Below are 19029 nucleotides of genomic sequence, written 5' to 3' on the forward strand. Positions count from 1 at the left end.
CCTCAGTCCCTGTCCCCTCAGACGGGTGGGACCGGCGGGATATTCCCCATCGCTCAGGGGAAAATGACGCGCGCGGAAAATTCTTCGCCTGGGCCAGGGGCGGGAGGCATCGCCGGCGGGATGGCCCTCAGGCCCCCAGCGCCTGCCACATCTCCCGCTCCGCCCCGTCCGGGTCCTGGGCCACCCGGCATTGGCTGTTCAGCAGCATGACGGCGCGGTCCCTGGTGTCGTATTTGGGCCAGGCCGGCTGGCCGGCGGCGCTGGGCACGCCCGTATGCGCGAAGCTGGTGAAATAGCCGCTGACGGCCTTGGCGGTGTCCACCAGCCCGGGGCCGTCGCCCTGCAGGTCCGGCATTTCCGTGTTCAGGAAGGTGATGGAGATGTCGATGGCGTGGCCGGCGCGCAGCGTCCAGTCCGTGCCCTTGATGGCGATGTTGGATTGGAAGTCGTTGCGGTAGCGGTAGACGGGCGCCGGCTGCGCCGCCTTGCGGTCGGCCAGGGTGGCGGTGCCGCTGCCCATGGACAGGGCGGTTTCGATGGCGATGCCCTGTTCCACCGGCGTGGCGTCCGGCCGGGTCTGGCGGTAGGTGGCCAGGATGCGGCCGGCGTCGTCGCCGAAGGCGCGCTGGACATGGGCGGTCAGGGCCGCCGCGTCCATATGGAAGAAGTCGGGATGGTCGCGTTCGAAGAAGGCGGCCTCGTCCCGCATGGCGCCGATCAGCAGCGGGACATGCGCCACCAGGGCGGGGGCCACGGGGTCGAAGGGATGGGTGGGCAGGACGGTGCCGTCCACCACGGGCCCCCAGTTTCCGGGCTTGGGCGCGCGCAGGGCCGCCACGCTGGGCGGGGGGGCTGGATGGTTGGCCTGCCATTCCCGGGTCGCCACCGTCAGGGGCCCCTGGCCCTTCTCCGCGGCCAGTTGCAGGGCGACGAACTTCTCCGCCGGCACCTCAAGCAGCCTGGCATGGTCCTTGGGCGCGATGTCGAAGGCGGCCAGCACGCGGCGCGTGGTTTCGGTGGCGACGTCCTTGGGCTGGGCGCGCAGCAGCGGGCCGCTCTGCATCCCGGCCTTATGAAACAGGCCCTGGGCCGCCGGCGCCGCCATGATGGCGCAGGTCTTGGCGCTGCCGCCGGATTCGCCGAACACCATGACATTGCCGGGGTCGCCGCCGAAGGTGGCGATGTTGTCCTTCACCCAGCCCAGGGCGGCGATGATGTCCAGGATGCCCTGGTTGCCGGAGGTGGCGTAGTCGGCGCCGCCCAGGTCGCCGAGGTAGAGATAGCCCAACAGGCCCAGCCGGTGGTTGGTCGCCACCACCACCACGTCATAGGTGGCGGCCAGGCGGGCGCCGTCCTGGATGCGCTGCCCGCCGCTGCCCGTGGTGAAGCCGCCGCCGTGGCAATAGACCATGACCGGCCGCTTGGCCCCGTCCGTCACCGCCGGGGTCCAGACGTTCAGCACCAGGCAGTCTTCGCTATAGGCGGCCTCATGCTCGCCGTAGGTGGTGCCGGGGCCCTGCATGGCGGGTGGGCCCAGGCGCGTGGCGTCGCGCACGCCCGCCCACGGCGTCACCTTGGGCGGCGCCTTGAAACGGTTGCGGCCGGAGACGGAACCGGCATAGGGAATGCCCTTGAAGGCCAGCGCCCCCCGGTCGTGCCCGCCCCGGATTCGGCCGGCCGTTGTCTCCACCTCCACGAAGGGGCCCACCGTCCGCGTGAACCAGACGCCCTCACCGGCACGGGCGGGAACCCAGAAATAGGGAGCGGCGACGGCGGCGGCACCGGCCCGCAGCAAGGCGCGGCGATTGAGGGACAGGGGCATGATTTTCCTACCAGCTTTATTCTTGGCGACCCCGGCGTGACGTCCGCGATGGAAAAGGGGGCGGTCGGCGTCAGGGTCTCTGATAACGGTAACATAAAAACCGGGAGGGGCAATGAGAGGGCGGATGGGGATGTCCGGCTGGGGGATGAGGCCAGGCCGCGCTAAGGTCCGCGAGGGGGCCTCACCCCGCCGGATGCACCATTTCCACCCGGTTGCGGCCGGCCTGCTTGGCCAGATAGAGCGCCGCGTCGGCGCGGACGTAGAGCCCGTCCAAATCCTCGCCGGGGCGCAGTTCGGCCAGTCCCAGGCTGGCGGTGACGCGGATGGCGTCGCCGCCATCCATGTCCACACGGCCCTCGCCAATGGCCTGGCGCAGGCGTTCGGCCAGCAGGCGGGCGCCAGGGGCGGCGGTGTGCGGCATCAGCAGGGCGAACTCCTCGCCCCCGATGCGGCCCACCACGTCGGTGGAGCGCACGTGCCCGGCGATGATGCGGCCGGTCAGGGCCAGCACGGCGTCGCCGCCGGGGTGGCCGTGGGTATCGTTGACGTGCTTGAAATCGTCCAGGTCCAGGATGGCCAGGGTCAGCGGCGTCCGGTGGCGGTTGGCCAGGGCGATCATCTCGCGCGCCCGCTCCATGAAATGCCGGCGGTTGTCGCAGCCGGTCAGCGGGTCGGTCGTGGCCAGGTGCAGCAGGCGGTCGTTGGCCGCGCGCAGGTCGGCCGTGCGCTCGGCGATCTGGTGTTCCAGCTCCGCCTGGCGGCGGCGCAAATAGCCGGTGCGCCAGCGCACCAGCAGGGTCATCGCCACCACCACCACGCCCGCCACCAGCAGGCGCAGCCAGGCCGTCTGGTACCAGGCCGGCAGGACGCGCAGGGCCAACGCCAGGTCACGCTCCGTCCACACGCCGTCGCGGTTGCTGCCCCGCAGGCGCAGGGTGTAGTTGCCGGGCGGCAAGTTGGTGTAGACGGCCAGGCGGCGGTTCACGTCCGCCTCGATCCAGCCGTGGTCGTAGCCGTCGAGGCGGTAGGCGTAGCGGTTGCGGGACGGTGCGGTGAAGTCCAGCGCCGCGAACTCCACCGCCAGGCTGTTGGCTTCCGGCGTCACCACCAGGGGGCCGTCACCGCCTTTGGCCCGGCCGGCGGGGACGGGCTGGCCCCCCACCCGCAGGTCGGTGACGACCACGGGGGCGGGAAAGCGCCAGGGGGGCAGGGTGCCCGGGCGCACCACCGTGAGCCCCCCCTTGGAACCGAACAGGGTCTCACCCGCCGGGGTGGTGGCGCTGGCGCCTACGAAATAGTCCACCAGGGCGGACCCGTCGGCGCGGCGCACGGCGCGAATCTCCAGCGTTTCCGGATCGATGCGGGCCAGCCCGTCGTCGGTGCCCGCCCAGATGATGCCGGCGCCGTCCATCTGCAGGCTGCAGACATTGGGATGCGGCAGGCCCTGGGCCAGGCCGAAATGCCGGAACCGGGGCCGGCCATCGGCGTCGCGGCCGGTCATCAGCGCCAGGCCCCCACCGAAAGTGCCCACCCACAGCCGGCCCTTGGCGTCGAACAGCAGGCTGGTGACATAGGGATCGGGCAGGCCTTGCGGGTCGCCAGGGGCCGGCGGAATGCGCTCCACCGCGCCGGTGGCGAGATCGAGGCGGTTCAGGCCGTTGCGCGTGCCGACCCACAGGACGTGCGGTGGGCCCGGCAGCAGGGCGCGTACCGAGGGGTCGGACAGGGGGATGGCGTCCGTCGCCTCCGGCCCGGTGACGGCGAGGTGGCCGGGCGTCCCGCCGGGGCCGTCCAGGGCATAGCTTCTGAGACCGTCGGCCTCACCACCCACCCACAGGCGGTCGTCATGGAAGCGCAGCGATATGGTGGGGGCGGCGGGGGCGCGGCCGGGCAGGGTGACCCGCTCCACCGTCGTCGCCGCCGCGTCGGCGCGATAGAGCCCGCGGCGGGTGGCGATGTAGACCCGCCCCGCCGCGTCCTCCACCATGGAAAAGACGATGTCGGCGGGCAAGGCCGCCTGCGGCCGGGCGGGATCGGGCCGCAACGCCGCCACCCGGGCGCCCATGGGGTCGACCACGTCGACGCCGCCGTCGAAATAGCCCAGCCACACCCGGCCGTCCCGGGCGGGCATGACGGAGAACACGTCGCTGGCGCTCAGGCCATCGGCCCGGTCGCCGGCGCCGCCGGATACGGTGGAGATCAGGCCGCTGTCGTGCGGGTGGTAACTGAGGCCGCCGGTTCCCCCCACCCAGAGGGAGCCGGCGCTGTCCTGGGTGATGGCCCAGATGTCGTCGTGGGCCAGACTATTGGGCAATGTCCGGTCATGGCGGATGGTCCGCCGCGCCCCCGTGCGGGTGTCGATGGCGACGATGCCGCGGTTGCGCAGCCCCACCCAGATCTCATGCGGTCCGGCCGGGGAAATGGCAGATATCCAGCCCAGCAGCTCCGTGGCGCCCGGGGCCAGGGCCCGGGGCCGTTCGCCCGGCTGGTCGATGACGAACAGCCCGGATCGGATGGTGCCGACCCAGACGCGGCCCTCCTCATCCTGGTGGAGGACGGAGACGTTGGCCTGCGCGCTGTCGCCCAGCGGCACGCCGGCCAGGTCGCTGTCACCGTTGGCCCGGTGGGCCAGGCCGGTGGCGGTGCCGACCCACAAGCCGCCGCTCCTGTCCCGCAGTATCGCCTGCACCCGGCTCCGGGGCAGACCTGTGGCGCCGGGGTCGCCGGCGCGGAAGGTCGACACGGCACGGCTGCCGGGATCCAGATGGCGCAGGCCGTCATCCGTGCCGACCCACAGGCCCCCGCCGCCATCGTCGACGATGGTGTTGATGTCGGGACGGCCGTTGATGGCGCCCAGCGGGATGGTTTCGAAGCGGTCGTTGGCGGCGTCATAGAGCGCCAGGCTGTTGGCGCCGACCCAGAGCCGGCCCTTGGGATCGACATGCAGGCTTTTGATGAAGTCGTTGGGCAGGCTACCCGGCTTGTCCAGGCTGGCGGCGTAGTTTTTGAAGCGATAGCCATCCCAGCGGGCGAGGCCGCCCTGGGTGCCGACCCAGAGGAAACCATCATGGTCCTGGACCAGCGCCGTCGGAACCGGATGCGGCAGGCCCTGGTCGCGGCCGTAGTTTTGGAAAACGGTTTCCGCAAGGCCGGACCAGCGTTCCGCCGCTGTCACGGCGGGTGACGCCGAAACCACGGCGAGCCAGAGCAGCAGGACGGTGCCGCATAGCCTCAAGCCGGGGAAAAAGGGTCCGCCAAACCGCATCGCGCCCAAGATGTTGCCCATACCGCGTTGAATCCCAGGACCATAGCAGGTATGGGCCGCCATGGCACCCGGCCGTCGCGGTGCATGATGCTGTCTTCCGGTCAGTAATCCTAAGGGTGGATACTATGCCGCCTTCCCAATCCCAGGTGGTTTTTCAAGGTGGCATCCCGCCGGCCCCTTGTGCGCCGCCCGCCCTTTGACCCATCGTGGTGCTGGCCATCGCACCTTTACCAACGACCTTTGGTACCAACGACCTTTTGGGGGCATCCCGTGCGGCAATTCTTAACGGCGGCGCTGGGCTTGGCGCTGCTTTCCTCGACCGCGTCCCTGACCCCGTGCGCGCTGGCGGCGGCGCCCCCGTCCCAGTCGCCGCCGTCCCCCGTGCAGGCCCTGCCGGTGCAGGAGGGGTTGATGCCGGTGCGCGTGGACAAGGGGCAGGGCAAGATCTTCCTGACCTTGCCGGCGCCGGGCGCGGACGGGGTGATGGCGCGCTATCTTTACACGCCGGCGCTGCGCACCGGCCTGGGCTCCGCCCCCACTTTCCTGGACCGGGGCCGTATCGGCCAAACCCAGCTGCTGGCCTTTCGCCTGCTGGGCGGCAAGGTCGCCATCCAGTTCGAAAACCCCCGTTTCCGCAACCCGACGGCGCCGGGCGCCAGCGTCGATTTCGCCACGTCGCTGGTGTGGATGGGCGACGCCGTGCCGCTGCCCGATGGGCGGGTGGCGGTGGACATCGCGAAATTCCTGGCGGCCGACACGCTGGGCATCGCCAAGTCGCTGGGGCAGGAGGGCGACGCCATCGGCACCGGCGGCGCGCCGCAGGGGGCGGGCAAGGGCTTCCGCCTGGATGCGGCCTTGAGCGCCGCCGACCCCACCACCCTGAAGCTGTTTCCCGACAATCTGGAGGTGGACGCCCTTCAGACCTACACCTCCGACCATCCGGGGGCGGAGGTGGAAAACATCGCGCCCGATGCCCGGCAGGTCAGCTTCACCGTCCATCACAGCTTCGTGCGGCTGCCAGGGCCGGGCTTCACCCCGCGCGCCTTCGACCCGCGCATGGGCGGTTTCTCCACCCAGGCGGTGGATTATGGCCGACCCCTGGGCCAGGACGTGGTGCACGACGTGGCCAACCGCTTCCGCCTGGAAAAGGTGGACCCGGCCGCCGCCCGCTCCCGCGTCAAGAAGCCCATCATCTTTTATCTCGACCGCACGGTGCCTGAGCCGATGCGCACCGCCTTGCTGGAGGGCATCACCTGGTGGGCCCAGGCCTTCGAGGCGGCGGGGTACATCGATGCCTTCAAGGCCGAACCCTTGCCGGACGGCGTCGACCCGCTGGACGCGCGTTACAACGTCGTCAACTGGGTGGACCGCGCCACCCGCGGCTGGTCCTATGGTCAGGAGATCGTGGACCCGCGCACGGGCGAGATCGTCAAGGGCATGGTGGTCCTGGGCTCCGAACGGGTGCGGCAGGACATCCTGATCTTCCAGGGCCTGGTGGGGGCGGACAAGATCGGCACGGGCGGCGCCAACGATCCCGTCAAGGTGGCGCTGGCACGCCTGCGCCAGCTGGGCGCGCATGAGGTGGGGCACGCCCTGGGCTTCGCCCACAACTTCGCCGCCAGCACCCAGGGCCGCGCCTCCGTCATGGACTATCCCGCCCCGCGCATCGGCCTGGTGGACGGCCATCCCGACCTGTCGGACGCCTATGGCACCGGGGTGGGCGCCTGGGACCTGGCGACGGTGGACTGGCTGTACGGCGCGGCGCCCAGCGGCCAGGACGACCAGGCGGCGGCCGATGCCAAGGCCGCGGCGGCGGTGGCCGCCGGCCTGCGCTATGTCCAGGATGACAACGCCCGCCGGCCGGACACGGCGCAGCCCTGGGGCGGCCTGTGGGATGACGGCGCCGACCCGGTGGCGGAACTGACCCGCCTGATGGGCGTGCGCCGCGCCGCCATCGACCAGTTCGGCCTGAAGGCGCTGGCGCCGGGCGAGGCGGTGGCGGAATTGCGCCGGCGCTTCGTCCCCATCTGGCTGCTGCACCGCTATCAGGTGAACGCCGCCGCCAAGTCGGTTGGCGGCGTCACCTTCGCCTATTCGGTGAAAGGGGACGGGCGGGAGGCGTCGGCCCCCGTGCCGGCGGATACCCAGCGCGCCGCCCTGTCGGTGCTGCTGGCCACGCTGTCGGCCGATCAGCTGCGGGTGCCGGCCGGCCTGTTGCCGCTGCTGTCCGCCGCCCGCAACGGCAGCGACAACCGCCAGTTCGATATCGAGCTGTTCGCCACGGCCGGCGGTCCGGTGTTCGATCCGCTGGTGGCGGCCGACGTCGCGTCCACCGTCACGCTCAGCACCCTGCTGGCGCCCAGCCGCCTGGCGCGGCTGGAGACGCAGCACGCGGCCGACCCCCAGGCGCCGGGCGTGAATGAGGTGCTGGAGCGGCTGATGGCCGCCGTGCTGCCCGAAAGGACCGATGCCATCACACGCCGCGTCGCCTATCGCGCCCTCGTCACCATGGCCCAGGTGGCGCGCCGCCCCGGCACCACGCCGGAGGTGGCGGCCTTGCTGGACCAGCGGGTGCATGAGGTGGCGGAGGGACTGGCCCGTGGCCGGGGTGACGCGGAGGAACGCGCCTGGGGCATCAGCCTGGCCCGCCAGTTGCTGGACCCCCAGCAGGCGGACAAGCTGCTGGCCGACCGGCCCCGCGCGGTGGATGTGCCGCCGGGTGACCCGATCGGCGGGGAGAGCGACTGGATGGATTTGCCCTGACGGGATCCAAATGCCGCGCGGACGAGGAGCAGGATGATGATGCGGTTGAACGACGACCTGACGGTGCGCACGGCGGTGCATGCCGGTGGCATGGATTGGGTGCCCAGCCCGTCGCCGGGCGTGGAGCGCCGCATGCTGTCGCGCATCGGGGATGAGAAGGCGCGTGCCACCTCCATCGTCCGCTATGCCGCCGGCAGCCGCTTCCCCACCCACGGCCATCCGGGTGGGGAGGAGTTCCTGGTGCTAGACGGCGTGTTCCAGGACGAGACCGGCGATTTCCCGGCCGGCACCTATGTCCGCAACCCGCCGGGCACGGGCCATGCCCCCGGTTCTGTCCCCGGCTGCGTCATCTTTGTGAAGCTGTGGCAGTTCCGGGAGGAGGACCAGGCGCGCATCGTCCGCCGGCCCGGGGAGGGGGAGGCGCTGCCGGCCCGCCCCGGTGTTGAGCGCGCCCTGAGCCTGTTCGCCGACGGGCATGAGGAGGTGCGGCTGGAGGACTGGCGGCCGGACGCCGAGGTGCGTGTGGCCAATCCGCAGGGCCTGGAACTGCTGGTTGTGGACGGCGGCTTCACCGAGGGGGGTGAGGCGTTCCACTCCCAGTCCTGGCTGCGCCTGCCCGCCGGCCAGGACCTGATGGTCCATACCGGGGAGCAGGGCGCCCGTGTCTGGTTGAAGGCCGGGCCGCTGCTGCACCCCGATGTCTGCGCTTTCTGATCAGGCCAGGACCGGCGCGCGCCGGGCGGGCCAGAAGCGGCTGTTGCGCAGCAGGCCGGCGGAAACCAGCGACACCAGCACGCCCACGGGGAAGATCTCATTGAAGGTCAAGGACAGGCGGTAGAGGGGGTTGGCGTACTTCGCCCTCATCTTGTCCATCTCCACCGTCAGGGCGGCTAGGGCCTCGTCCGAGGCGCCGCTGGCCTTCTGCTGGCTGATCATGGCTTGGGCGTAGTCGTTGACATAGTCCATGTGGTTCAGGGCCTGCGTCACCTCCCACGCCAGGGCGTAGATCACCCCGCCGACGACGCTGATGCCCAGGCCCAGGAACAGGGCGGGCCAGAAACGGATGACGCCGCCCAGGGCGGTGTCGCGGTGGCGCTTCACCGCCAGGAAGACGGTGCTGAGCGCCACCAGCATGGTGGCATAGCCCAGGGCCATTTCGACGGCCATGGGCAGGTGGCCGTGCGGGACGGTGGTCAGCACCCCCATGGCCAGGCCGGAGATGAGGCCGGCCGCCAGGCCGTGGGTCAGGATTTTGCGCAGCATGCGAACGCCCCTTTGGTTCCGTGTGATCGGTGTCCCTCAGTGCCCCGCAAATCCGGTCGGCGGCAATCGCCCGAAGGGGTGATTTTGACGGAATCACCCACAAATCGAGGCAGCTACGGCCGGCGACACGCCGTTCTAGGGTACCAGACCCAGCACACGGGCGCGGTTCACGGCGTCGGTGCGGCGGCGGGCGTCCAGCTTCTCGAACACGCGGGCCACGTGGGTCTTCACCGTGTTGGGGGAGATATCGAGCGCGAGGGCGATTTCCTTGTTGGAGCGGCCGGCCGCCAGTTCGCGCAGCACCGCCATCTCCCGCGCGCTGATGCCCAGGCCGGCCTGGGCCTGGGGATTGCCTTCCGGGGGCAGCGGCGGCGCCGGTCGCATCAGGTGCACGCCCACCGCCACGCCCAGGGCGAGGAAGGCGGCCGCGATCAGGAACAGGGTGATGTCATCCGAATGGGTCCGCGCCAAGCGGCGGTAGTCCAGCCACTGCAAGGCCAGGGTGCCCGCCGCCAAGGCGCCCCCATAGAGCGCCACCCGACGGAGGACCGGCGCCCAGACCTGGGCGCGACGCAGGGACGCCCGCCACCGGGCCGGGGACGCGAGACTGGACAGAGGCATGACCACCCTTCACGGCTACGGCGGGATATCCCACCGCAGCGTCCGTCTGGACTGCCCGGCTGTCAAGACGGCCTCATGCCACCCCAGGCTCTGAAGTCAGGTTAACGGCTTTACGAGTTGAGAGAATGCTGAATCTATCGCGTCGCCACCCGCGCCCTCATCACCATGGCGCCGTTGGCGCGCCGCCTGGGCCCCACACCGGAGGTGGTGGCCGTGCTGGACCAGCGGTGTCAGTCCTGCGCGTCGAAGCGGGCGCGGGCATCGCGGATTTCAGGGTGGTTGACCTCCGCCCACCGGGCCAATGTGTCGAGGGGCCCTATGATGGATAGGCCCAGGGGCGCCAGGCGGTAATCCACGCTGGGCGGTTTCGTCGGGTGGACGTGGCGGTGGATCAGGCCGTCACGCTCCAGATCGCGCAGCGACTGGGTCAGCATGCGCTTCGAGATATCGGGAATGGCGCGGTGCAGCGCGCTGAAGCGCTGGGGCCCGGCCGCCAGGGTCATCAGGATCAAGGCGGTCCATTTATTGCCGACATGATCGAAGACATCGCGCACGGGACAGCGGCTTGGATCGAAGCCCAACTTTTGCCACCTCTGCAACGCGCTTTCCGCCGACCGCTCTTCCGAGGCCGGCGCCGCCTCCGGCCGGGGAAGGGGGTTCCCTGAAAGTAACCTGGACATAAAAAACTGCCTCCTTCACAGCGGCGCTCAATGGTCTCATTTATATACCAGTCCTCAATTTGAGACCATAAAGGAACACGCACATGAGCACGTCCCCCCGCCTTCTCGTCACCGGCGCCAGCGGCCAACTGGGTCGGCTGGTCATCCAGTCCTTGCTGAAGACCGTCCCGGCGGCGCGCATTGTCGCCACCGTCCGCACCCTGGCCAAGGCCACCGACCTGCAGGCCTTGGGGGTGGAGGTGCGCGAGGCGGATTATGACCAGCCGGCGGTGCTGGACGCCGCCTTCCAGGGCATCGACCGTCTCTTGCTGATCTCTTCCAGTGAGATCGGCCGCCGGGTGCCGCAGCACCGGAACGCCATTGACGCCGCCGTCCGGGCCGGGGTTGGGCTGATCGGCTACACCAGCCTGCTGCACGGCGATGCCTCGCCCCTGCCGTTGAAGGCGGAGCATGTGGCGACGGAGGCCGCCCTGCGCGCTTCCGGGGCACCCTTCGTCATTCTGCGCAATGGCTGGTACCTGGAAAACTACAACGGCTTCATCGCGCCGGGGCTGGAACATGGCGCCGTCTTCGGCAGCGCGGGGGAGGGACGCATCGCCGCCGCCGCCCGGGCCGACTATGCCGACGCGGCGGCGGCCGTGCTGGCCGCGGGTGCCGAACATGCGGGCAAGATTTATGAACTGGCCGGGGATGACGGGTTCACCATGGCTGACTGGGCTGCCGCCCTGTCCGAGGTGGCCGGCAAGGTGGTGGCTTACAACAACCTGCCGGAGGCCGACTACAAGGCCCTGTTGATCAACATTGGGCTGCCGGCGCCGGTGGCCGACCTGCTGTCGTCATCCGACGTGGGCGCGGCCCAGGGCGGCCTGTACGACGCCAGCCGCACGCTAAGCCGTCTCATCGGCCGGCCGACGACGCCGTTGAAGACCGCGCTGGCCGCCGCCCTGAAGGGCTGAGGCTTTTTTTGGGGATGCCCGATCCGGACAAGGGGGCCGGATCGGGCCTCACGCCGCCGCGTACGCCACCGCGATGCGGGCGGCCAAGGCCGCGTTGTTCTGCACCAGGGCGATGTTGGCCGTCAGGCTGCGGCCACCCGACAGCTCATTGATGCGCGCCAGCAGGAAGGGCGTCAGGTCCTTGCGGCTGATGTCCTTGGCGTCGGCCTCCGCCACCGCGTCCGCGATGGTGCCGTCGATGAAGGCGGGGGCCAGCGCGTCGGCTTCCGGGATGGGGTTGGCGATCAGCAGGCCGGTGCCGCAGCCCAACCCATGGTGCAGGCGCAGGGCCGCCGCGATCTCTTCCGCCGTGTCCAGGCGGTGATCCGCCTTGTGACCGCTGGACCGGGTGAAGAAGGCGGGGAAGTCGTCGGTGCCGTGGGCGATGACGGGCACGCGCTGGGTCTCCAGGAACTCCAGCGTCTTGGCGATGTCCAGGATGGACTTCACCCCGGCGCAGACCACGGCCGTGGGCGTGCGGCCCAGTTCGGTCAGGTCGGCGGAGATGTCGAAGGTGGTCTCCGCCCCCCGGTGCACCCCGCCGACGCCGCCGGTGGCGAAGATCGGGATGCCGGCCAAGTCGGCGATGCGCATGGTGGCCGACACGGTGGTGCCGGCCGTACCCCGGCGCACCATGACGGCCGCCAGGTCGCGGCTGGAGGCTTTCACCACGCCCTGGGCCTGGGCCAGCCGGTCCAGCTCACCCCGCGTCAGGCCGGCCCGCACCGCGCCCGCCACCACGGCGATGGTGGCGGGCACCGCGCCATTGGCCCGCACCACATCCTCCACCGCCAGCGCCGTTTCCAGGTTGGCGGGATAGGGCATGCCGTGGGTGATGATGGTGGATTCCAGGGCCACCACGGGCCGGCCGGTGGCCAGGGCGTCGGCGACCTCGGGGCTCAGGATGGGCTGCAGAAGCGTTGGCTGCAGATGGGACATGGGGGGAGGCTTCCTCAGATCGTCAGGCGGTGCAGGTTGGCGTCCAGCAACTGGGGCGACAGGCCGGGATGGACGCTGGCTTTGCTTTCGGTGGTCAGCGCGCCCACCAGGGCGCCCATCCTGGCGGCGGTCGGCAGGTCGTCGCCGGCCACCAGTCGGTACAGGGCACCGGCGATCATGGCGTCGCCGGCGCCGGTGGTGTCCAGGGGCAGGGCGGGCACGGCGGCGAAGGTCGCGGCCGTGTCGCCGCCGGCGACGGCCGTGCCCCGGGCGCCCAGGGTGACGACCGCGCCCGCCACGCCCCGGGACCGCAGACCCCGCGCCGCCACCAGGGCGTCGGCGAGCGTCGCGCCACTGGTACCCAATAGGGCGTTGGCCTCCTCCAGATTCATGAACAGCAGGTCGATGCCGCTCAGGTCCGCCGGCAGGCGCGCCAGTTTGGGGATGGAGACGGCGTCGAGCGCTAGCTGGAACCGGGCGTCCCGCCGCCGTGCCACCAGCGCCGCCAGGGTGTCGGCCGGCAGGTTGCAGTCGGCGAAGACCCAGCAGGCCGCCGCCAGGTGAGGCCAGGCGCGGTCCAGCAAGGCGGGGGTGTACAGGTCGAAGATGCGCATGTCGGCGGCGGCCACGGCCAGGTCGCCGTCCGGCCCCAGGATGGCCGCGTATTCCGCCGTGGGGGCGTCGACCGTGACCGCGACCTGGCTGACGTCCACGCCCAGGGTGCGCAAGTGGTTCAGGATCTCGCGGCCCGTCTCATCCTCCCCGACGATGGAGATCAGGGCGGTGGGGACCGCCAGGCGCGCCAGATTCTCCGCCACGTTCCGGGCCACGCCGCCGGGGCTGCGCACCCCGCTCACGGGGTTGGAGGTGGCGGGCACCAGGGGAGCCAGCGCCTGGTATTTGCGGTCCAGCACGGCGCCGCCCAGACACACCACCCGGCGGGCCGCCGGCAGGATATAGCCCCGGCCCAGCAGCAGGCCCTTCCGCGTCAGGCTGGCGACATGGGCCGCCACGGTGGAGCGGGCCAGCCCCAGGCTGTCCGCCATGTCCTGTTGGCTGACGAAGGGATTGGCGGTGACGCAGTCGAGGACGGCGCGTTCCTGGTCGCTGGGGTCGGTCACGCGGGTGGTCATGGGGCGGCTCGGCGGCGGGAAAGGACGCTGACCTTCTCAACGTTTGTTCATTTAATCAACACATGTTGGTGAAAAACAGGATGGAGGCACCTGAGATTCCTGTCTGAATTGAATAGAATGAAGGGAAAATGCCTCATAAAGTGTATATCATCCGAATGCGCCACCGCCCGCGACGCTTCCTTACACCCCAAGAACCAGTCCGGCGCGGCCATGCCGTCGAGGTCGGGTGCGCCTGAATCATGCCCGCGGTTCCCCTGCGGGTCTGTCCCAATCCACGATCGGAGAGTGCCCCAATGTCCGCAGATGGCGCCTTCATGCCCAAGGGAAACTACGTCAGCAACGCCACAGCCGCGGCCGGCGGCGCGTTGATCGTGCCGCTGTACCTGATGAACTGCGGCGGCACGCGGAAGGTCGGCATCGAGGTGGCGCTCAGCGTCCCGGGTGGCGCCGGCAGCGTGACCCGCCTCTATGAGTTCGATACAGGGGGCAAGGGCTTCTGGGCATCGGCCGCCGGCCTGGACCTGACCGGCGCGCAGACCGCAGGCCCCATCGTCACCCAGTACACCAGCGGCATCACCTATCTGGGCACGGCGACCCGCTTGCAGGTGACGCTGGCCGGCGTCCAGATCGACACGGCGCCGACATCCATGAGCGCCGACCTCTATGTCGGCGTAGTGTCGCAGTTGTATGAGCTGCAATCGTCGGTCGCCGATGGCGGCCGGGTGGCGGAAAAAGGTGGGGGTAATGATGAGCAGGAGCAGCCGGCCAGCTTCCCCATCTACGACTATTTCTATGGTGACTTCGGCGTGGCGCTGGCGGCGACATCCATCGTCCCGGCAAGCCAGCAGCCGGTGGCGCTGAACCACCCGCTTCCCGATGGCGCCCCTTCCCTCGACGGCTACAATGAGTGGGCGATCCTGGGCGCGCTGTCGCAGTTCCAGCCCGCCATCGCCAATCCTTATTTCATCATCGACTTGGCCAATACCGACGCCAGCGCCGTCTGGGATGGCAACCCGCCCAAGCCCGCCGGCGACGCCGCCACCAGCGTCACGGCCGTGGGGCGCCTGATCATCGGTGGCTCGGCCGCCCTGGTGGAGGGGTTCCAGCACATCTTCCCGCTGCTCCCGAACGCCGGCGGCAGCTTCTATTCCCCGGACGGGACGACGGCGTCGCAGACCGATTTCGTCGTGGCCACCGAACAGCAGATAGCCGGCACGCTGATCGTCGACAACAGCAGCAAGCCCCCTCCGCTGGCGACCACCTTCACCATGGACACCGGCTGTCCGCAGGTGACGCTGCATGCCGGCAGCCAACTGGTGGCCAGCGAATTCACGCCGGGGACGGTGACGCTGACGGCGACCGACAAGGCCGGCCGGACTCTGACGCTGTATTCGAACGGCGGCGGGAAATGGGACAGCACCGTCAGTCCCAGCGCCCCGGACGGCTATGTGAATTCCGCCTTGGATCCGTTCCTGGCCTATCCCACCGCCTTCTGGCTGTGCGCGAATGCGCTGGAACTGCCGCTGGGGGTTCCCGGCACGGTGATGATGTGAGGCCGTCGCCGGGCGGTCAGCGCGTCGGCTCAACCGTCACCGCCACGTCCCGCACCTCCCCGTCCGTGGGCGCGCGGGACGGGGCGCTGGGGTGGGTGATGGTCAGGCGCAGGGTGACGCGCTTGCCCTGCGTGGCCTTGGCCGGCAGGGGTATGACATGGCTGCCCCCCTCCTCGCCGTAGTGCGGGGCGAAGAGGGAGACACTGCCCAGCAGATGGCCGGCGGCGTCGCTGACGTCCACCTGGGCATGGCCTATGGGCCCGACACGGACGATGATCCAGGCCGACTCCCCGGCCATCAGCGGGTGCGGCAGGTCCAGGGTGATGACGCGGGCCGCCGGCTGGCCCTGAATCTGTTCCGTTAACGCGCCTGCGGGGCAGGCCAGGACCAGGAACGGAAACAGGAACAGAAGGGGCAGGGCGGCGGCCCGCATGCATCACCTCGTTACAGCGTCTTGACCGACGCCTCCTTGATGGCGGGTGTTTCCTCCGCATGGCCGTCCACCGGCACCAGTTGCACGGTCAGCGCCGCGCCGTTGGCCCCGGGTGACTGCAGCGCCGTCAGCGTGGTGGGCAGGGGGATGACGAAGGTGGCATCGGCGGACATCTTCATCCCCGGCATCAGGGAGCCGAAGAAGGAAATGGTGCCGGCGTAATAAGGGCTGTCGGGTGTCACCTCCGTCGTGCCGGGCGGGGCGTTGACCAACACGTCGAAGGCCCGTCCGCCGGTGCCGCCGCTGGGATGCGGCAGGGTGATCTCCAGCGCCAGTTCCGGCACGGCGGCAGCCTGGTGGCTGGCCGCCGCCGTGCGTGACACGGTCATGGTGGCCGCCTTGCCCTTCAGCGTGCCCTTGAAGCTGGACGCGGCCGCCGCCGCGACGGCGGTGCGGGGGGCGGGCAGGTCCAACTGGTCGCCGAAGCCCGGCTGGTAGTCATAGTCGAAGCGGTCGGTGCTGAAGAAGTCCTTGGCCGTGGTGGTGCCCACATACTGCCCCTCGGCGTTGACGTAGAACAGGAAGGGCTCCTGGCCCAAGGTCACCAGGTCCGGGCCGGTGGGCAGATAGGGCAGCTTCAGGCGCTTCTGCTTGTTGGTCCAAACTTCCCACAGCCGATCCATGTTGGAATGGTGCAGGAAGAAGATGGGGTCCACCGGCGACAGGTTGTTGGTCATGTTGCCATAGGGGCCGGGGTCCAGCGCGCCGACGCCGCCGATGCAGTTGTGGGTCAGGTTATGGGGCTGGCCCTCCAGGATGCTGAACTTGGTGGACCCGCTGGGGGCGGTGTTGTGCGATGGCGTCTTGCTGCTGGTGAAGCTCTTGGTGATGTCTGCGTCGTAGAACAGCGTCGGCTTCAGGCCGGCGCCAACCGTGGGCGCCGACACGGCCTTGGTGGTGCGGGCGTCCAGCTTGGGGTTGTCGGGCGACAGGTAGCGCGCGCCGCAGGTGGGGGCGAAGGCGACGTTGCCAGTGACGCCCGTCTGCATGGAGGGGACGTAGGCGGTGACGTCGTTCCACATGTCGCCGAAGGTCTGGTAGCCCCGCGCGTTCAACTGCGCCTGCTGCGCCGGCGTCAGCGTCGCCCAGTAGGACTTCAGCGTCGGCTGGATATAAGCGGTGAAGACGGCAAGATTGTGGGTATACGGCTCATACATGTGGTGGGTGGGATCCAGCGGACCGTCGAACATCTCCTTGGGGATTCGGGGCAGTTCCGTCCAATCCCAATAGGGGATGGCGAAGGTGTCGTCGCCGCTCAACGCGCGGATGGTCTGTTCGAAATAACCCAGGTAGCCCCGGTGCCAGATGAAGAACCACCAGTTGCCGTGCGGGCAGTCCATCATGTGGATGAAGGCGTTGCGGAACCAGTTGCGCGGATCGCTCGGCGGCAGCTTGATCATGATCTCCACGGCCTTGGCGTAGCTTGCCAAGGCCTTCTGCCCCTCCGCGCTGGTGACATTGTAGCGCCGGTACTTGGCGGCCGCGTGGGCGGGTGCCGTGGGCAGCGCCGATAGGCCGGCGGCGGCGGCGGTGGTCGCCAGGAAGGTGCGGCGGGAGAAATGGGCAGGGTTGGTTGAGCGCACGGGGGGCCCCCTTCGATTGATTTCGGGCGCACAATGCGGCCTCTGAAATACAACCACAAGTATTCAAAATGGGTATTTATTAACTCATTAAAGCGCATTCCTCCCGTCCCGCGGGTGGTGAGGCGATGGCGCCCGCGAGTCTCCGCGCAAGATCGCATATTATATCCGCCAGGCGGTGCGCCGTCGGCCCCCTGGGTTGTGGCCGGGCCGCCTTTAGGGCCATTCATCAACCGGGGGTCCGGCCCAAGTGGCTCCCTGATGCCGCGGCCGGCGCCCCGGGCTTGCGGGGCTCGCGGGGCCCATGGTCTAAGTTGAGCCCATGAGGCACAGAGATGCCGACCGATCAGGGGGACCATCCTTCATGCGCATCACCACCTTCGTTTCCTGTTTCGCCCTGCTGATGGCCATGGGCGCGCCCACCTACGCCGCCGACAAGCCCACCGACAAGCCGGCCAAGGAGGCGCCTAAGGATGACGGCGAGCTGGCGCCGTTCCCGGCGCCGAAGTCGGTCAAGCAGACCGCCACCATCGCCGGCAAGCGGGTGGAATACACGGCGACCGTCGGCGCCCTGCCGGTGAAGGATGAGAAGGGCAAGACCATCGGCGAGGTGGTGTACACCGCCTACACCGTCGCCAATTCCGGCGGCAGCCCGCGCCCCGTGACCTTCGCCTTCAATGGCGGCCCTGGCGCGTCCTCCGTCTATCTGAACCTGGGCGCCATCGGGCCGAAGCAGGTGGCCTTCGGCAAGGCCGGCGACAGCCCGTCCGACCTGGCGGTGCTGAAGGACAACGCCAACAGCTGGCTGGACTTCACCGACCTGGTGTTCATCGACCCCATCGGCACCGGCTTCTCCCGCGCCAGGGTGGATGAGGACCAGGCCAAGAAGACCTTCTACACCGCCGATTCCGACATCCATTACCTCAGCCGCATCATCTATGACTGGCTGCTGACCAACAACCGCCTGACCAGCAAGAAGTACCTGGTGGGTGAAAGCTATGGCGGCTACCGCTTGCCGCGCCTGGCCTACTACCTGCAAAGCCGTATCGGCGTGGGCGTGTCGGGCATGACCCTGGTGTCGCCCTACCTGGACCCGCCGGCCATCGGCGAGGCGGACGCCCTGTCGCCCCTGCCGTGGATGATCAACCTGACGGCCATGGCCGCCGGCAACTTTGAACGCCAGGGCAAGCCCCTGAACGAGACCACCATGGGCGCGGTCGAGAAGTATGACCGCACCGAATTCATGCAGGACTTGATGGCGGGCCCGCGCGACAAGGCCGCCACCGACCGCCTGTCCGCCAAGGTGGCGGAGCTGACCGGCCTGGACCCCAAGCTGGTGCGCCGCATGAACGGCCGCGTCGACATCGGCACCTATCTGCGGGAAATCCACCGCGCCGATGGCAAGGTGGGCAGCGTCTACGACAGCAACGTCACCGCCTACGACCCGTTCCCGTCCAGCGCCGAAGCCCGCTACAACGACCCGTTGCTGGACGGCCTGATCGCCCCGACCACCTCGGCCATGGCCGACTTCGTCACCAACCAGGTGGGCTGGAAGGTGGAGGCTCGCTACAACGCCCTGTCCTATGAGGTCAACAAGCTGTGGGACCGCGATGACAGCGACAACCCGGTCACCGACCTGCGCAAGGCCATCGCCAACGACCCCAAGATGGCGGTGACCATCGTCCATGGCTGGAACGACCTGTCGTGCCCGTACTTCGGTTCACGCATGCTGATCGACCAGATGCCGACCTACGGTGTCCAGGAGCGCGTGAAGCTGCGCATGTACCCCGGTGGGCACATGTTCTATTCCCGCCCCGACAGCGGCGCGTCCTTCCGCAAGGACATCATGGGAATGTACGACGCCAAGTAAGAGCGGTACGGCCGGCCGCCCGTCCCCGGAAACTTCCCGGCCGGGCGGCCGT

14 protein-coding genes are annotated in these 19029 nt (G+C 69.5%); 5 read left to right on the top strand and 9 right to left on the bottom strand.

Annotated elements, in window-relative coordinates; genetic code table 11:
- Positions 1-127: 127 nt before the first annotated feature.
- Positions 128-1822 (bottom strand): carboxylesterase/lipase family protein, encoded by a 1695-nt coding sequence (locus FHS74_RS23840; RefSeq protein WP_184806359.1) that lies wholly within the window; start codon positions 1820-1822, stop codon positions 128-130.
- A gap of 181 nt (positions 1823-2003) precedes the next feature.
- Entirely contained in the window at positions 2004-5108 is a 3105-nt protein-coding gene (locus FHS74_RS23845) for a ligand-binding sensor domain-containing protein (protein ID WP_211106516.1), read from the bottom strand.
- A 249-nt stretch (positions 5109-5357) separates the two neighbouring features.
- Between FHS74_RS23845 and FHS74_RS23850 the strand changes: the two genes are divergently transcribed.
- Both FHS74_RS23850 and FHS74_RS23855 read left to right on the top strand, forming a co-directional pair.
- On the top strand, positions 5358-7850 hold the full coding sequence (locus FHS74_RS23850; protein ID WP_211106517.1) for a zinc-dependent metalloprotease: 2493 nt from the start codon (positions 5358-5360) through the stop codon (positions 7848-7850).
- A gap of 33 nt (positions 7851-7883) precedes the next feature.
- Positions 7884-8564 carry a cupin domain-containing protein gene (locus FHS74_RS23855; RefSeq protein WP_211106518.1) on the top strand — a complete coding sequence of 227 codons (681 nt, stop codon included), beginning with the start codon at positions 7884-7886 and terminating at the stop codon, positions 8562-8564.
- Here the strand turns inward: FHS74_RS23855 and FHS74_RS23860 are convergent, their stop codons facing one another.
- The 3 genes from FHS74_RS23860 to FHS74_RS23870 all read right to left on the bottom strand — a co-directional run bounded on the left by FHS74_RS23860 (position 8565) and on the right by FHS74_RS23870 (position 10414).
- Entirely contained in the window at positions 8565-9113 is a 549-nt protein-coding gene (locus tag FHS74_RS23860; RefSeq protein WP_184806361.1) for a DUF4199 domain-containing protein, read from the bottom strand.
- A gap of 135 nt (positions 9114-9248) precedes the next feature.
- Entirely contained in the window at positions 9249-9734 is a 486-nt protein-coding gene (locus FHS74_RS23865; protein ID WP_184806363.1) for a helix-turn-helix transcriptional regulator, read from the bottom strand.
- Positions 9735-9964: 230 nt separating this feature from the next.
- Positions 9965-10414, bottom strand: a complete 450-nt coding sequence (locus tag FHS74_RS23870; protein WP_184806365.1) for a winged helix-turn-helix transcriptional regulator — start codon at positions 10412-10414, stop codon at positions 9965-9967.
- Positions 10415-10497: 83 nt separating this feature from the next.
- Between FHS74_RS23870 and FHS74_RS23875 the strand changes: the two genes are divergently transcribed.
- The gene (locus FHS74_RS23875) at positions 10498-11370 is read left to right on the top strand and encodes an SDR family oxidoreductase (protein WP_184806367.1); all 873 of its coding nucleotides are present in this window, start codon (positions 10498-10500) and stop codon (positions 11368-11370) included.
- A gap of 48 nt (positions 11371-11418) precedes the next feature.
- On the opposite strand, the gene FHS74_RS23880 is transcribed toward FHS74_RS23875, so the two are convergent.
- Both FHS74_RS23880 and FHS74_RS23885 read right to left on the bottom strand, forming a co-directional pair.
- A complete protein-coding gene (locus tag FHS74_RS23880) occupies positions 11419-12348 on the bottom strand; it encodes a pseudouridine-5'-phosphate glycosidase (RefSeq protein WP_184806369.1) in 930 nt (309 codons plus the stop codon).
- Positions 12349-12362: 14 nt separating this feature from the next.
- Positions 12363-13481, bottom strand: a complete 1119-nt coding sequence (locus tag FHS74_RS23885) for a carbohydrate kinase (RefSeq protein WP_184806371.1) — start codon at positions 13479-13481, stop codon at positions 12363-12365.
- 293 nt (positions 13482-13774) lie between these two features.
- On the opposite strand from FHS74_RS23885, the gene FHS74_RS23890 reads away from it, so the two are divergent.
- A complete protein-coding gene (locus FHS74_RS23890) occupies positions 13775-15034 on the top strand; it encodes a hypothetical protein (protein ID WP_184806374.1) in 1260 nt (419 codons plus the stop codon).
- A 16-nt stretch (positions 15035-15050) separates the two neighbouring features.
- Here the strand turns inward: FHS74_RS23890 and FHS74_RS23895 are convergent, their stop codons facing one another.
- Positions 15051-15467, bottom strand: coding sequence for a hypothetical protein (locus FHS74_RS23895; protein WP_184806377.1), 417 nt, complete (start codon positions 15465-15467; stop codon positions 15051-15053).
- Positions 15468-15478: 11 nt separating this feature from the next.
- Entirely contained in the window at positions 15479-17110 is a 1632-nt protein-coding gene (locus tag FHS74_RS23900) for a tyrosinase family protein (RefSeq protein WP_211106519.1), read from the bottom strand.
- Between the two features lie 361 nt (positions 17111-17471).
- Here FHS74_RS23900 and FHS74_RS23905 point away from each other — a divergent pair, with 361 nt between their 5' ends.
- Entirely contained in the window at positions 17472-18977 is a 1506-nt protein-coding gene (locus FHS74_RS23905) for a S10 family peptidase (protein ID WP_184806379.1), read from the top strand.
- Positions 18978-19029 lie beyond the last annotated feature (52 nt).

It is taken from the genome of Nitrospirillum iridis, assembly GCF_014205765.1.
Taxonomy (GTDB): domain Bacteria; phylum Pseudomonadota; class Alphaproteobacteria; order Azospirillales; family Azospirillaceae; genus Nitrospirillum; species Nitrospirillum iridis.

Bases quoted from the DNA above. Each gene is read 5' to 3' on its own strand.
- FHS74_RS23875 (WP_184806367.1), top strand. From the start codon at position 10,498: ATGAGCACGTCCCCCCGCCTTCTCGTCACCGGCGCCAGCGGCCAACTG.
- FHS74_RS23840 (WP_184806359.1), bottom strand. From the start codon at position 1,822: ATGCCCCTGTCCCTCAATCGCCGCGCCTTGCTGCGGGCCGGTGCCGCC.
- FHS74_RS23860 (WP_184806361.1), bottom strand. From the start codon at position 9,113: ATGCTGCGCAAAATCCTGACCCACGGCCTGGCGGCCGGCCTCATCTCC.
- FHS74_RS23845 (WP_211106516.1), bottom strand. From the start codon at position 5,108: ATGGGCAACATCTTGGGCGCGATGCGGTTTGGCGGACCCTTTTTCCCC.
- FHS74_RS23870 (WP_184806365.1), bottom strand. From the start codon at position 10,414: ATGTCCAGGTTACTTTCAGGGAACCCCCTTCCCCGGCCGGAGGCGGCG.
- FHS74_RS23865 (WP_184806363.1), bottom strand. From the start codon at position 9,734: ATGCCTCTGTCCAGTCTCGCGTCCCCGGCCCGGTGGCGGGCGTCCCTG.
- FHS74_RS23895 (WP_184806377.1), bottom strand. From the start codon at position 15,467: ATGCGGGCCGCCGCCCTGCCCCTTCTGTTCCTGTTTCCGTTCCTGGTC.
- FHS74_RS23885 (WP_184806371.1), bottom strand. From the start codon at position 13,481: ATGACCACCCGCGTGACCGACCCCAGCGACCAGGAACGCGCCGTCCTC.
- FHS74_RS23890 (WP_184806374.1), top strand. From the start codon at position 13,775: ATGTCCGCAGATGGCGCCTTCATGCCCAAGGGAAACTACGTCAGCAAC.
- FHS74_RS23855 (WP_211106518.1), top strand. From the start codon at position 7,884: ATGATGATGCGGTTGAACGACGACCTGACGGTGCGCACGGCGGTGCAT.
- FHS74_RS23880 (WP_184806369.1), bottom strand. From the start codon at position 12,348: ATGTCCCATCTGCAGCCAACGCTTCTGCAGCCCATCCTGAGCCCCGAG.
- FHS74_RS23905 (WP_184806379.1), top strand. From the start codon at position 17,472: ATGCGCATCACCACCTTCGTTTCCTGTTTCGCCCTGCTGATGGCCATG.